This window comes from Cognatishimia activa (assembly GCF_026016445.1).
Lineage (GTDB): Bacteria > Pseudomonadota > Alphaproteobacteria > Rhodobacterales > Rhodobacteraceae > Cognatishimia > Cognatishimia activa_B.
This window is the reverse complement of record NZ_CP096147.1, coordinates 438,427-452,821: the sequence shown is the minus strand read 5'-3', so window position 1 is coordinate 452,821 and position 14,395 is coordinate 438,427. Positions and strand designations below refer to the sequence as shown.

Below are 14,395 nucleotides of genomic sequence, written 5' to 3'. Positions count from 1 at the left end.
AAATGACTGACTCTGTTCCGATTATTGCCGCCAAAAGCCCTGCTAAGGTCGATCTTGAAAAAGGCAAAGATTACTTTTGGTGTCGATGCGGTCGATCAAAAAACCAACCGTTTTGTGATGGATCCCATTCGGCAACAGATATCAAACCCCTAAAATTCACGGCTGAAAAGACCGCCCCCGCAGCGCTGTGCCGGTGTAAAGGCACCGCAAACAGTCCCTTTTGTGACGGGACACATGCAACCTTGGGCGATCTGAAACCCGGTGATCCTGCGCCCACTCCGAAATCTGACATTCCACAGGCGAAAGCCACCCCCGAAGAACCTACCGTGGCTCGTATACATGAGCTCGCACGTGATGGATTGTCCAAACTGGGTCATCACGGTGAAATGGGCGCAATGGGTGTGCCACGAAAAGACCTGCCTCATTGGGATGACATCCAAATTTTGCCAGCCCAAATGGCCCGCAAGCCACTGCTGGACGATGCTGCAGTGGGCACCTCGGTGACCATCGGGCCCCGCGCCGCCAAACCACTCACACTTGATATTCCCCTTTTCGTTTCAGACATGAGCTATGGCGCACTGTCAGAAGAAGCCAAAACCGCTCTGTCACGCGGCGCCCAGATGGCTGGGACGGGCATCTGCTCTGGTGAAGGGGGGATGCTTCCTGAAGAGCAAGCTGAAAATGATCGATACTTCTATGAGCTCGCCAGCGCGCAGTTTGGCTGGAATCTCGATCTGGTGGAACGTGTGCAAGCATTTCACTTTAAGGGCGGTCAGGGCGCGAAAACCGGAACGGGCGGCCACCTTCCTGGAGACAAGGTACAGGGGAAGATTGCACAAGTCCGAGGGCTTGAACCCGGTCAGTCCGCCATTTCTCCAGCGACCTTTCCAGACCTAAAAACACCTGCTGATTTCAAATACATCGCGGATCAGGTGCGCGAAAAATCAAATGGCATTCCGATTGGTTTTAAACTTTCAGCCAATCACATAGAGGATGATATCGACTTCGCCTTGGAGGCAAGTGCTGACTACATAATTTTGGATGGTCGCGGCGGTGGAACGGGGGCAGCGCCCCTAATCTTTCGGGATCACATCTCAGTGCCAACCATCCCTGCGTTGGCCCGTGCACGCGCACATCTGGACGCCAAGACGGGGCGCGACGTGACACTGGTCATCACCGGTGGGCTTCGCATGGCCGAAGACTTCGTTAAGGCGATGGCATTGGGTGCGGACGCTGTCGCTGTTAGCAACTCAGCCATGCAGGCTGTTGGCTGTATCGCTGCGCGGATGTGTAATTCAAACAACTGTCCGGTAGGTGTCGCAACGCAAAAGCCTGAACTGAGAAAACGTTTTGATGTTCAGGTCGGGGCAGAACGGCTTGCCCGATATTTTGGAGCCAGTGTTGACCTGATGAAAGTCCTCGCCCGCGCCTGTGGGCACTCAAACCTTCAGGACTTGTCCCAAAAGGACATCGCGACATGGAAAAAAGAGATGGCCGATTTGAGCGGTGTCAGATTTTCCGGTCTGAACCGGTAGATGGCTGTCTCTTAATCGGTAAATGCCGGGGCGGAGGAGAGAATAGTGTGACCTCCCCCGCCCCAATGCATGTGTGTAATCGCTTTACTCAGCCACCATCATCAGGCCACGGCAGGCTGCGCGGATGCGGCAGCCCTTCGCCCACGAGCAAAGAAAGCGTGGTAGAACACCGGTGCCGCGATGAGGGTCAATATCGACGCGAACGCCAAGCCACCCATGATCGTGACCGCCATGGATTGGAAGAACGCATCCCAAATCAGTGGTGTCATCCCAAGGATGGTTGTCGCCGCCGCCAGAATGACCGGTCGCAGACGCGATGTAGAGGCTTCGATAATTGAGTCCACTTGAGGCTGGTCAGGTTTGTTTTCCCGCACAAGGTCGATTTCCTCGACCAGAACGATACCGTTTTTGATCAGCATTCCGGACAGAGACAGCAGACCAAGAAGCGCCGTAAAGGTGAACGGCATCCCGGTACCAAGCAGCGCAAGAGCGACACCATTGACTGACATCGGTACCAGCAGCCAGATGATCAAAGGCTGGCGCAACGCATTAAACAGCAGGACCGAAATCAACACCATGATCAGCAAGCTCAGAGGAAGTTGCCGACCGAGGCTGGCCTGCGCGTCACGTGAGCTCTCGTATTCCCCACCCCATGCCATCTTGTATCCGGCAGGAAGCGGCATGGCCTCGATGGCGGCCTGAACTTCGGTTTGAACCTGCGCTGCAGTCACGCCTTTCGTAACATCAGATCCAACCGTGATGGTCAGAACCCGATCCCGGCGCATGATCAGCGTGTTTTGTGGTTCAAATCGCAAGCCTTCTACGACCTGTTCAAAAGGTACATAGGTCTGACCGGTTGAGGAATAAATCACCTGATCGGCAAAAGAGAGGTCATCTTCCGGTGCCACCCGTACAATGATCGGAATCTGGCGATCGCTTTCGCGATAGACCCCAGCATCAAAGCCTTCGGTTGCAAACCGCATGACATTGGTAATGTCGTCGCGCGTAATGCCGGCTTCCTGTGCACGTTCCGTTGCATAAACCGGGCGCAGGACTTGCTCCATTTCGCGCCAGTCTACGCGCGGTGCCACGATGTTCTCTGAAGCGTTGCTCAGAATGACGCTGGCTTGGTCTGCGAGGTCGCGAAGGACTTCAGGATCGGAACCTGAGAAACGGACCTGAATTGGGTCACCGCCGCCAGGGCCAAACGCCAGACGTTTTGCGCGGAATTCACCTTGCGGCAATGCTTCCGCAGCAAAGACTTCCATTTCAGCAATCAAAGGTGCGATTTCATCGATGGTCTCTGTACGCACAATGATATGTCCGTAACTTGGGTTCGGGTCTTCCGCCTGATAGGTCAGCATAAAGCGTGCAGCACCCTGGCCCGCATAGGCGGTTGAGGATACGACGTCTTCCTGCTTGGCCAACCACTCTTCCAGAACTTCAAGGTCACGGGAGGTTTCATGGATCGAAGCCCCTTGCGCCAACTTGTAGTGCACAAAGAAAAGAGGTGTGTTGCTGTCCGGGAAAAACTGCTGCTTCACCTGTCCAAAGAGGGCGAAACAGACAACTGTCACGGCCAACAACGCTGGGATAACCAGCCACCAGACTTTGAGGCACAAGCGCAGCAAACCGGAATAGACACGGAATAAGACCCCACCATAGGCGTCATCAGAGTCAGAGCTGCCTTGGCGGAAAAAGTAATGCCCCAGGATTGGTGTTGCGGTCAGAGCTAGCACCCAGGAGAGCATCAGGGAGATAGCAATCACAGCAAAGAGCGAGAACAGGAACTCGCCTGTCGCATCATTGCTAAGGCCAATCCCGGCAAAAGCCATGATCCCAATGACCGTAGCGCCCAGCAAAGGTATCTGAGTCTTGCCAGCGGCATCTTCAGCAGCCTGTCGAGAGCTCATCCCACGCCGCATCGAAATCTGCATACCTTCCGCAACTACAATCGCGTTGTCGACCAGCATACCCATCGCAATGATCAAAGCCCCAAGTGAGATACGTTCCATCTCGATTGAGAAGATCGCCATGAAGAAGAGCGTACCAACCACTGTCAAAAGAAGGGTACTACCGACCACAATCGCCGCCCGCCAGCCCATGAATAGTGCTAGCACCACCACAACGATGCTGACGGACATGGCCAGGTTCACAAGGAAATCGTTAGAGGCGTTTTCGACAACGATATGTTGCTGATAAACCGGGTGCAGATCGACGCCCACAGGGATTTGTGGGGCGAGTTCAGCGATCTTGGCATCGGTACGGTGACCAACTTCAACGATGTTTTCACTGCCTAATCCGGCGACGCCAAGTGTGAAAGCGCTTTCGCCATTATGGCGAATTAAGAGGCTAGGATTTTGCTCGCGGCTACGGCTCACTTTGGAAAAATCAAAGAGGTTCAGAACCTGTCCGCCAACGCCAACCGATAGGCCCGCGATGTCAGAAACTGAGTCCGAACCTGTCGGTCCCTGAATAAGCGTGCGGCCCTCCGCCGATTGGATAGATCCCGCATCTGCCACGGAATTGGACGTCGCAACGGCTTGCGCGATCGCTAGCGGAGAAACGTTTAGGTTTGTTGTGATCTCAAGATCTGGTTCAACGTAGACCACCTCATTGGGCAGGCCAGAAATATCGACGTCAGCCACACCCTGAACTGTCAGGATTTCTCGCCTCAGGAATGTCGCCAAATCATGGATTTCTGCATCCGTAAATCCGGGAGCGGTGACCGCATAGTATATGCCAAACACATCACCGAAACTATCGTTCACAAAGGGGCGCTCAGCACCCGACGGCAGTCGGGCGCTATTTACGCGATTGCGCAGTTTGGTCCAGATTTCTGGTAGCTCGCTACCGTCATACTGATCCTGCATATCGACGGAGATCCATGACAGACCCGGCTGGTTCATGGAACGGATTTCTTTGACCTCAGCCATTTTCTGAATCGCGGATTCAAGAGGCTCGGAGACCTCACGCGCAACCTGTTTTGCGTCGGCACCTGGGTATTCTGTGACAACCACAGCTGTTTTGATTGTAAAAGCCGGGTCTTCTAGACGACCGAGGGAAAAGAACCCCCAAATCCCACCAATCATGCAGATCAGCATGATGATCCATGTCTGAACCGGCCGTGAAATTGATGCACTCGCTACATTCATAGTGATGTCCTCAATTTGCAAAGCCAGTGAAGCGACGAGCCGCGGTGCCGTCCGTTAAGCGGCTTGCACCACTTGCAACGATCTCTTGACCATTGCTCAATCCGGACACCACCTGGAACTGCCCTTTAACGTCCGGCAGAATCTCGATCTCAACCGCACGAATGGCACCCTCATCCGCACCCGCAGGCTCAAACACCAATACATTTGGTGTGCCGTCATTGGCAGTCAGAATGGCGGAAGATGGAATTAGAATTCGATCATCGGAATTGTCTTGTGTAGCAAAGACCGTCACGGAGGAGCCGGGCAGAACAGTCAGCCCCTCTGGAGGGGTCATCCCCAATGTGATGCGGAACGTTTGGCCAACAGGAGACGTTTCGGCGTTGAACTCTCGAACTTGCAGCGGGAATGTCTCGTCACTTGCAGGAAACTTTGCGGTCAATGTGAAATCCGCATCTTCACCCGCCCGCTGAAAAAGAACCTCAGGGACGTCGATTTCGATGCGAAGATCGGACATGTCATGCAATCGCGCAACCGGCGTACCAGCATTGATGGTGGAGAAATTGGCAACATTGCGCGTCGCGACCAGTGCATCAAAAGGAGCAACCAATGTCGCATTGTTCAATGATCGCTGGGCATTGCGCTGGGAGATTTCGGCAAGCTGCTGTTGTGTCTGCGCATCATCCACCGTGACCTGACTCACGGTATTGCCCTGAAGCTTTGTCAGGCGATCCACTGTACGATCCGCTTGCTGCTTCTGGACAACCGCCTGATCCAATGCAAGCTCGAAGGGTTCAAGATCCAGCATGGCAATCACTGAGCCTTTGGAAACCGTGGCCCCTTCTACGATCGGCAGATCAATAATCTGGCCGCCTACCTGGAAAGCAAGATCGACAGTCTCTTTTGCTTTGACCTGCCCAAAGAAAACACGGGTCACTTTCTCGACACCGGAATTTACCTTCATCAACTTCACAAGGCTTGGCGCGTCTTGGGCGAAAAGCGAATGCGGAAAGGCGAGCATTGAGAATGCTGCCACTAAAAACAAACGAAACATGCACGTTCTCCAGGATCCTGTTCAAAGCTGTAGTTAACATGGAATGCAGTAAGTAACACACGCACAATTCGAAATTGTGGTGTGCAATTCCGGTCATCGGCAAGAAAATCGTTTTCAATCTGGTGGTACAAATGCCCAACGAATGACTTGAGGGGCAGTAGCAGCGTTGCGTTATCGCGCAGCAGTTCAGTTAAATGCTATTGGCACCGGTGTTAGCACATTTCCAGGGACCGCATCGCGTGTGACGACTACGATAAGCCCTGCGATCATCCCCAAAGCGACGGATCAATTCTCAACTGGCAATAATTATTCCTTCCCGCAGTCGCGATGTTTAATCTGCCTAAGCGCATAAACAACCTCTGTCGTAAGGAGCTGCCGAGTTTCAGTTGCTGAAGTTGGCAGCATATTAATCCTAGCTAAAATGTCGGGGATAGTCGCTTATGGAAGAACAGCAAAAAGGTGCCAAAATAGGCTGTTCGATCGAAGGCCGACCTGAAGAAACTTGGTACTTGCCAGAGACTACCGCAGTCTGCGACTGCCAAACACAAACGGCACCAAGACGCCATAAATGGCTCAAACCACATATTAACATACTCAGATTAGGAATGATGATAAGTTCCCACTGATCGTATCGCACCTATGTGGCACACTGGGGAACCCGGCGCTGACACCAGAGTCAAATATCGTTCAAATACAATGACTTTAGAGAGAATTGGCTGGGGTGGTAGGATTCGAACCTACGGTACACTGTACCAAAAACAGTTGCCTTACCACTTGGCTACACCCCAACGGTGAGCGGCTGAATACGACTTGTCTTTGAGGGGCGCAAGACCTGATCTGCAAATTTTTTGCCAGAATCCAATTTTTTTTCAAACGACCGATTTTGCCTTCCAAAAACAAAAGAGGAGCCCGACAGGCCCCTCTTTCTTAAATCCATTCAATAGGACTTTACTTGCTAAGTTGAGCCTTCACCATGCCGCCAACCTGGCCAAAATCCATCTGGCCAGTGTACTTGGCCTTCAAGCCCCCCATCACCTTGCCCATGTCGCGGATGGACTCTGCACCGACCTCAGCGATAACCGCATCAATCGCAGACACGATCTCATCTTCGCTAAGCTTTTGAGGCAGAAACTCCTCGATGATTACAATCTCTTTCAATTCGCTTTCTGCTAGGTCCAAGCGCCCACCCTCTTCGTATGTTTTCGCGCTTTCTTGACGTTGCTTGACCATCTTGGACAGAATCTGCAGCACATCGGATTCACTGGCACCTTCATCCTTGCCTTCGCCGCGCAAAGAGATGTCCATATCCTTGATCGCAGCATTCACAAGACGCAGCGTCGACAGGCGCTCTTTGGCCCGCGATTTCATCGCCTCTTTCAAAGAGTCATTGATTTTAGCACGCAAGCTCATGTGCATTTTCCCCGGTTCAATTAAGAGCTAGGACCATATGCGATACTCAAATCGGACGCAACTCAAGAGAGAAAATTACAAAGCATTGAAAACAAACAATTTTCATGAATGTGATTACCCTTGACGAGGAACCGGCCTCGCCTTAGTTTCCCGACAATTTGTCCCCAGCCCGGAGAGTCGCTGCCATGGCCCAGGTGCCTTCAAACACCCCAACCGCATGTCTTGCTTTAGCTGATGGGACCATTTTCTATGGTCGCGGGTTTGGCGCAGTCGGAGAAACCGTTGCGGAACTGTGCTTTAACACGGCGATGACCGGTTATCAGGAAATCATGACAGACCCATCTTATGCGGGCCAAGTCGTGACATTCACTTTCCCACATATCGGCAACACCGGCGTCACCCCTGAAGATGATGAAACCGGTGATCCGGTGGCCGCAGGCATGGTGGTGAAGTGGGACCCAACCGAACCATCTAACTGGCGCTCAACCGGTCATCTCTCTGACTGGCTGGCGTCGCGCAATCGTATTGCGATTGGCGGTGTGGATACGCGCCGTCTGACCCGAGCAATCCGTGCGCAGGGTGCGCCACACGTTGCTTTGGCACATGACCCTGAGGGCAAGTTTGACATCGAAGCACTGGTTGCCAAGGCGCGTGAATTCTCTGGCCTCGAAGGCTTGGACCTGGCCAAGGAAGTGACCTGTGCACAAAGCTATCGCTGGAACGAAATGCGTTGGGCATGGCCAGACGGCTACCCAACTCAAGAAAACCCACGTCACAAGGTCGTTGCCGTCGATTTCGGCGCAAAGCGCAACATTCTGCGCTGCCTCGCATCCGTGGGCTGTGACGTGACTGTCCTGCCGGCAACGGCAACAGCAGAAGAGATTTTGGCGCATAACCCAGATGGCGTTTTCCTGTCCAATGGCCCTGGCGACCCTGCGGCGACAGGTGAGTATGCTGTTCCAATGATCCAAAAGGTTCTGGAAGACGAAGAGCTGCCTGTCTTTGGGATTTGCCTCGGCCACCAGATGCTGGCACTGGCGCTTGGCGGAACCACAATCAAGATGAACCACGGCCACCATGGGGCCAACCACCCGGTAAAAGATCATGAAACCGGCAAGGTAGAAATCACCTCCATGAACCACGGTTTTGCCGTGGACAGCCAATCACTGCCAGAGGGCGTTGTGGAAACACACACATCCCTGTTTGATGGCTCTAACTGCGGTATCCGCATCGCCGATCGTCCGGTTTACTCCGTCCAACACCACCCAGAAGCAAGCCCTGGCCCTCAGGACAGCTTCTACCTGTTTGAGCGCTTCGCGGCTCACATGGATGCCCGCAAAGCGTCCTAATCAAACACGGTTAAGCACTATTTAACCCTGGTTGCGCACCCTCAACTCTCTAACTTGAGGGGCGCAACATGTTTCACACGGGATCGGCTTTATTTGCGCCGAAACTGGAAGACCTTCCTGATCGACAATTATCCCTTGGTCGCCGCTTTCTTGAAGACGGGCTCATCGCCCCTTGGCAGCTCTTCTATGCACTCACAGCAACTTCGAGATGGAATTGCGGCCTAGTCGACGTCTTGATCAGCAAAGGCTGGCTGTCTGAAGAGCAGGCGCTACCACACCTGTCAAAGCACTATTTCGCTCAGATCGTCGACCTTTCGAAGGCGCCGCCAGATGCACGCCTTGCACATCTTCTGTCCCCGCAATTCTGTATCAAACATGCCATCGTACCTTGGATCAGTATGAACGGGCAGCTCGCCTTTGCGACCAGTCGCCCTCAACTCTTTGAGCGTTTGCGAAAATCACTGCCATCTGGGCCGAACGGGGTTCGGCTCGTCCTCGTGAAAAGCGCACAGCTTCAATCCTATTTGGCCCTACGATCTGAACGCACGCTGACATCACAATGTGAGGCGAGAGTTGCAGAAGTGGAAAGCTGTCGTTCATGGGCGCTTCAATCACATCGGCGCATTGCGATCTCAGTCGCCCTTGCTCTTGGAACGGTTCTGTTGTTTGGCCTTTTCCCAAAGAACGCCTGGGCAGGATTGGCCTTTGCCATTTTAGGCACGCAACTTCTCGCAGCGACCATGAAAATTTGCGCTTTCTGGGCGAGTCAGCGAAAAACTCCTGCGGTGAACCCCATGGAAATCGAGGGCAAAAGACACCCTAAGATATCCGTGATGGTTCCCCTGTTTAAGGAAACCGAAATAGCGGCGGCGTTGATCCGTCGGCTAAGTGCTCTGACATACCCGCGTGCGCTGCTCGATATTGTCTTGGTTCTAGAAGCCAAAGACGACCAGACGAAAGAAACGCTTTCACACACCAAATTGCCCAACTGGATCCGCGTGATCGAGGTTCCTGAAGGGCAAGGACTAACAACGAAACCTCGCGCGCTGAACTATGCACTCGATTTTTGTAAGGGCGACATCGTAGGGATTTGGGACGCAGAGGACGCCCCTGCCCCGGATCAGTTAGAACAAGTCGCTGCCGCATTCGAAAACGCGGCTCCAGACGTCGCGTGCTTGCAAGGTATTCTGGACTACTACAATCCGCGTACCAACTGGCTTTCGCGTTGTTTTACATTGGAATACTCTATGTGGTTTCGCGTGATCATTCGCGGCATGTCGCGGCTTGGCGCGGCGGTTCCCTTGGGGGGTACAACCCTGTTCCTACGGCGCGAGGCTATCGAAGCAGTTGGCGGCTGGGACGCGCATAACGTCACAGAAGATGCGGATCTTGGCATTCGACTTTACAGATACGGATACAGGACGGAATTGATCCCAACAGTCACCCAAGAGGAAGCCAATTGCCGCTTTCGGCCTTGGGTGAAACAGCGATCTCGTTGGCTAAAAGGGTATATGGTGACCTATCTCGTACATATGCGCAGCCCCCAAAAACTTCTGAAAGAGCTGGGATTTGTGAAATTTCTAGGTTTCAACGCCATCTTTCTGTCAACGCTTTCACAGTTCCTACTCGCTCCTTTTGTCTGGAGCTTCTGGATCCTCGCCTTTGGCCTATCTCTAAGCTGGATCAAAGCGCTACCAGCAGCGCTGGTCGCCAGCGTCGCTGTGCTCTTTGTGCTGATCACACTGCTAGATATCTTCCTCGCGATCTATGCGCTAAGAGGTCAAAATCGCAAATGGCTGGCGGGCTGGGCCTTTACCATGCCGATCTATTTCACCCTGGCAACATTAGGCGCCTACAAGGCGCTGTATGAACTGGTGGTTCGTCCATTTTATTGGGACAAGACTGCGCATGGTCAGACACCAGAGGGTATCGAAGCAGAGTTTTCAGCTCTCGGCGCGTAATTTCAAACGGGTTTCAAAGGCTTTAGAAATATGGCGTTTCAAAGCGTCATAAGCCGCATCATCATCGCGCGCTTCGATGGCATCAACAATCGCTTGGTGTTCTCCCAAAGCGACCTCACCGCGCCCTTCAGCTGCAAGAGAGGTGGTAGCCATCAGAGCCATGGAACGGTGCACCATGTCCAGCTGTTGCACCAAAAATCGGTTGTGCGAAGCGAGGTGGATCATCTTGTGGAAACGCCGATTGGCTTTGGCAAGGCCGCGTGCATCGCCAATCAACTGCCAGTCTTCTTTGACCATTTCCTTGAGCACCCTCACCTCCTCCAAGGTGGCATGCCGCGCCGCCAGACGGGCCGCGAGCCCTTCAAGTTCACTGCGCACTGCATAAAGCTCTGCAAGTTGATTGTGATCCAATGACGCAACAATCAGGCTACGCCCGTCGCGCGCAAGCAAGGATTGCGTTTCAAGACGTTGTAGAGCTTCACGGATCGGTGTTCTGGAAACTCCAAATCGATCCGCCAGATCGCTTTCCACCAGGCGATCGCCGGGCTTAAAGACCCCAAGATCAATGGCCTCTAGGATCATTGTATAGGCATCTCTGTTCTGAGTGCGGTTTTGGGTCATTTGAGCGCTCCGATCTGTGAAGATCAGACTATGCATTCCCTCGGTAAACTTGCAAGCAAAGCATTGACTTGACCCGCATTAAGCCTAGCTTGCGCGGCATGGTAAAAGACAGCTTCTCACACGTCACGACCTGGGTCTTTGACCTGGATAATACGCTTTACGACCCCAAAGTGCGCCTCTTTGATCAAATCGAAGTCCGCATGGCGGACTACGTGATGAAAGAGCTGAATGTGTCACTGAATGAGGCGCATGATCTAAGGGCGCGCTATTGGCGCAAATACGGCACGACACTCGCTGGTTTGATGCGCGAACACGACATCGACCCAAACCCTTACCTGCTGGATGTGCACGATATTTCTTTCGATGCTCTAACACCGGACCCAGAGTTGGCAACGCTCATCAAATCGCTCCCTGGTCGACGGATCGTTTATACAAATGGCACAGCGCCTTATGCAGAGAACGTGCTCTCTGGTCGTGGTTTGGATGGTCTTTTTGATGCGATCTACGGGATTGAGCATGCAAGCTATTTGCCCAAACCCGAACGTGCAGCCTTTGAACAGGTGTTTGAAAAGGACGGTGTGACACCAACCGTGGCTGCGATGTTTGAAGATGATGTTCGTAATCTGGAAGCCCCACACGCGATGGGCATGCGCACCGTTCACGTCGCGCCAGAACCACATGATGCAGATCATATTCACCATCACACCCATGATTTAACAGGATTCCTGCGCGCGCTTGTGTAAGCGCTCTTTTAAGCACTCTTGGACTGCGCCTCCGCAGCCCGTATGTATTTGGCAGGAAAGGCAGAGCCATGGCCCCACAAGATAAGACGCAGCACACAGTTGATATCGTGGTTTCCGGCGGCGGAATCGCTGGGCTGACGGCCGCGGCAACCTTTGGGCAAGCCGGGTTTTCTGTCGTCTGCGTTGATCCAACACCTCCGGTTGTTGAGCGCAATCAACAGGGAGCTGACCTGCGGACAACAGCATTCCTGCAGCCGGCCCGTGTGCTGCTGCAAGAAGCCGGTCTTTGGGAGCGTCTCAATGATCACGCGGCCCCCCTGCAAATCATGCGGATTGTGGATGCAGGTGGCGCAGAACCAAAACCTCGCGTCATCAAGGATTTTAATGCGTCAGATATTTCTGACCTGCCATTTGGTTGGAACCTCCCGAATTGGCTTTTGCGCCGTGAATTCATCGCGCATCTCAATGACATGCCGAATGTGGACCTGCGTCTTGGGGTTTCAGCGACTGATCTGCTGACCCGCGCGAGCGAGGCGCGCGTACGCCTAAGTGATGGTGAAACGCTGACCTGCCAATTGGTGGTGGCCGCAGATGGGCGGAACTCCACCATTCGTGAAAAGGCAGACATCGGTGTGAAAACAACGCGCTATGGTCAGAAGGCCCTGGCTTTAGCGGTGACCCACCCAATTCCGCACGACAATGTCTCTACCGAAATCCACCGAAGCGGCGGACCCTTCACGCTGGTACCCCTGCCCGACTACGAGGGCAGACCTTCCTCAGCGCTTGTCTGGATGGAGCGCGCCGCCCGCGCTCAAGAGCTTTTCGAAATGGATGAGGCGGCCTTTAATACCGAAATGACAGAGCGCAGCTGCTCGCTTTTTGGCCCACTGGAACTAGCCTCTCGCCGCACCATTTGGCCGATCATCAGTCAGATCGCTGATAGCTTCATCAGTGAGCGTGTCGCATTGATCGCAGAGACCGCCCATGTGGTGCCGCCAATTGGTGCTCAAGGGCTGAATACATCACTCGGAGATTTGCGCGTACTGCTGGATCTGGCGAAGGACTCGCCTGAAAGCCTCGGTAATGTGCAAATGCTTGAGACCTATCAGAAAAAACGCCGCTCAGAAGTAGCATTAAGGGTCAAAGGGATCGATGTGCTTAACCGTGCATCCATGGTGGAGACCCCCTTGTTGCGCAATGCACGCGCGGCGGGTCTGCAAGCGCTCTACGGATTAGCCCCGGTGCGCAAAATGCTGATGCAGATGGGGTTGGGCGCGCGTTAGATAAACCGCACCTCAGGTTGTGAGATCCGGGGCTTTGCCCCGGACCCCATAGTATTTTCGCAAAGGTGAAACTCAGAGCACCTTGTCGAGAACGCCTTGCAGACGCGCCAATGTCGCGTCGACGTTATAGAGTTTATCCAGACCAAACAGACCCAGTCGGAAGGTCATGAAGCCTTCTGGCTCATCACAAGCCAGCGGGACGCCTGCCGCGATTTGCATGCCTTCGGCGACAAACTTGCTACCGTTTTGGATTGCAGGATCGGATGTGTAGGACACAACCACACCCGGTGCGCCAAAACCGTCTGCGGCAACAGATTTGATGCCTTTCTCAGCTAGGATCGCGCGCACGCCGTTGCCCAAAGCCCATTGCGCATCGCGCAGTTTTTCAAACCCGTAGTCTTTGGTTTCCAGCATTGTATCGCGGAAGGCTTTCAGCGCATCGGTTGGCATGGTCGCGTGATATGCATGGCCGCCGTTTTCATAGGCTTGCATAATGGAATGCCACTTTTTCAGATCGATTGCGAAGCTGTCAGAGCTTGTCTCTTCCAGACGTGCCAACGCGCGCTCGCCCATCATAACCATGCCAGCAGAAGGAGACGCAGACCAACCCTTCTGAGGCGCGGAAACCAGCACATCAACGCCGATATCTTCCATGTCGATCCAGGCGCAGCCAGACGCAATGCAGTCCAGAACAAACAGCGCGCCAACATCGTGCGCGGCGCTCGCCATGGCTTTCAGGTAATCATCCGGTAGGATGACACCCGCGGATGTTTCAACATGCGGTGCGAAGACAACATCTGGTTTCTCAGATTGGATTTTCGCAACAACCTCTTCGATCGGCGCTGGAGCGAACGCTGCTGTTACGTCATTGCCTGACTGACGCGCTTTCAGAACTGTCGAAGAGGCCGCGAAAGCACCCGATTCAAAAATCTGGGACCAGCGGTAAGAGAACCATCCGTTGCGCACGACAAGCGTGTTGGCTCCACGTGCAAACTGGCGTGCCACGGCTTCCATCGCATAGGTACCGCCGCCTGGGATCAGCGCAACGGCCTCTGCTTTGTAGACATCTTTCAGCATGCCGGAAATGTCGCGCATCACCTGTTGAAAGGTCTGGCTCATGTGGTTGAGCGACCGATCGGTGAATACAACGGAGAATTCGTCCAGACCCTCTGGGTCTACGGTGTTGAGTAATGCCATTTCGGCCTCCCTTCCTTCGAGCTGAACACCCGAACCTAATGAACTGGGCGAGTGACCCAGAAAACAAATTGCCTTTGACAATATGTCTAG

General features: G+C 53.6%; 10 protein-coding genes and 1 tRNA gene. 5 read left to right on the top strand and 6 right to left on the bottom strand.

Features of this window, described 5'->3' with window-relative positions; translation table 11 throughout:
• The first annotated feature begins 2 nt into the window (after nucleotides 1–2).
• A complete protein-coding gene (locus M0D42_RS02170) occupies nucleotides 3–1,535 on the top strand; it encodes a glutamate synthase-related protein (RefSeq protein WP_265019975.1) in 1,533 nt (510 codons plus the stop codon).
• 101 nt (nucleotides 1,536–1,636) lie between these two features.
• Here the strand turns inward: M0D42_RS02170 and M0D42_RS02165 are convergent, their stop codons facing one another.
• From M0D42_RS02165 to M0D42_RS02150, 4 genes are all read right to left on the bottom strand, one after another.
• On the bottom strand, nucleotides 1,637–4,690 hold the full coding sequence (locus M0D42_RS02165; protein ID WP_265019974.1) for an efflux RND transporter permease subunit: 3,054 nt from the start codon (nucleotides 4,688–4,690) through the stop codon (nucleotides 1,637–1,639).
• Nucleotides 4,691–4,700: 10 nt separating this feature from the next.
• Entirely contained in the window at nucleotides 4,701–5,741 is a 1,041-nt protein-coding gene (locus M0D42_RS02160) for an efflux RND transporter periplasmic adaptor subunit (RefSeq protein ID WP_265019973.1), read from the bottom strand.
• A gap of 713 nt (nucleotides 5,742–6,454) precedes the next feature.
• Nucleotides 6,455–6,529: transfer RNA gene (locus M0D42_RS02155), tRNA-Gln, on the bottom strand.
• A gap of 160 nt (nucleotides 6,530–6,689) precedes the next feature.
• The gene (locus M0D42_RS02150) at nucleotides 6,690–7,151 is read right to left on the bottom strand and encodes a GatB/YqeY domain-containing protein (RefSeq protein ID WP_265019972.1); all 462 of its coding nucleotides are present in this window, start codon (nucleotides 7,149–7,151) and stop codon (nucleotides 6,690–6,692) included.
• A 185-nt stretch (nucleotides 7,152–7,336) separates the two neighbouring features.
• Between M0D42_RS02150 and carA the strand changes: the two genes are divergently transcribed.
• Both carA and M0D42_RS02140 read left to right on the top strand, forming a co-directional pair.
• Nucleotides 7,337–8,500 carry a glutamine-hydrolyzing carbamoyl-phosphate synthase small subunit gene (carA, locus tag M0D42_RS02145; RefSeq protein ID WP_265019971.1) on the top strand — a complete coding sequence of 388 codons (1,164 nt, stop codon included), beginning with the start codon at nucleotides 7,337–7,339 and terminating at the stop codon, nucleotides 8,498–8,500.
• 68 nt (nucleotides 8,501–8,568) lie between these two features.
• Complete coding sequence (locus M0D42_RS02140) at nucleotides 8,569–10,461, top strand: glycosyltransferase family 2 protein (protein WP_265019970.1); 1,893 nt, start codon at nucleotides 8,569–8,571, stop codon at nucleotides 10,459–10,461.
• On the opposite strand, the gene M0D42_RS02135 is transcribed toward M0D42_RS02140, so the two are convergent.
• On the bottom strand, nucleotides 10,444–11,082 hold the full coding sequence (locus M0D42_RS02135) for a GntR family transcriptional regulator (protein WP_265019969.1): 639 nt from the start codon (nucleotides 11,080–11,082) through the stop codon (nucleotides 10,444–10,446). The genes M0D42_RS02140 and M0D42_RS02135 overlap by 18 nt on opposite strands.
• A gap of 98 nt (nucleotides 11,083–11,180) precedes the next feature.
• Between M0D42_RS02135 and M0D42_RS02130 the strand changes: the two genes are divergently transcribed.
• Entirely contained in the window at nucleotides 11,181–11,825 is a 645-nt protein-coding gene (locus M0D42_RS02130) for a pyrimidine 5'-nucleotidase (protein ID WP_265021080.1), read from the top strand.
• 68 nt (nucleotides 11,826–11,893) lie between these two features.
• Nucleotides 11,894–13,108, top strand: coding sequence for a UbiH/UbiF family hydroxylase (locus M0D42_RS02125; protein WP_265019968.1), 1,215 nt, complete (start codon nucleotides 11,894–11,896; stop codon nucleotides 13,106–13,108).
• A gap of 72 nt (nucleotides 13,109–13,180) precedes the next feature.
• Here M0D42_RS02125 and M0D42_RS02120 read toward each other — a convergent pair whose 3' ends face one another.
• On the bottom strand, nucleotides 13,181–14,305 hold the full coding sequence (locus M0D42_RS02120) for an aminotransferase class V-fold PLP-dependent enzyme (protein ID WP_265019967.1): 1,125 nt from the start codon (nucleotides 14,303–14,305) through the stop codon (nucleotides 13,181–13,183).
• Nucleotides 14,306–14,395: the final 90 nt, after the last annotated feature.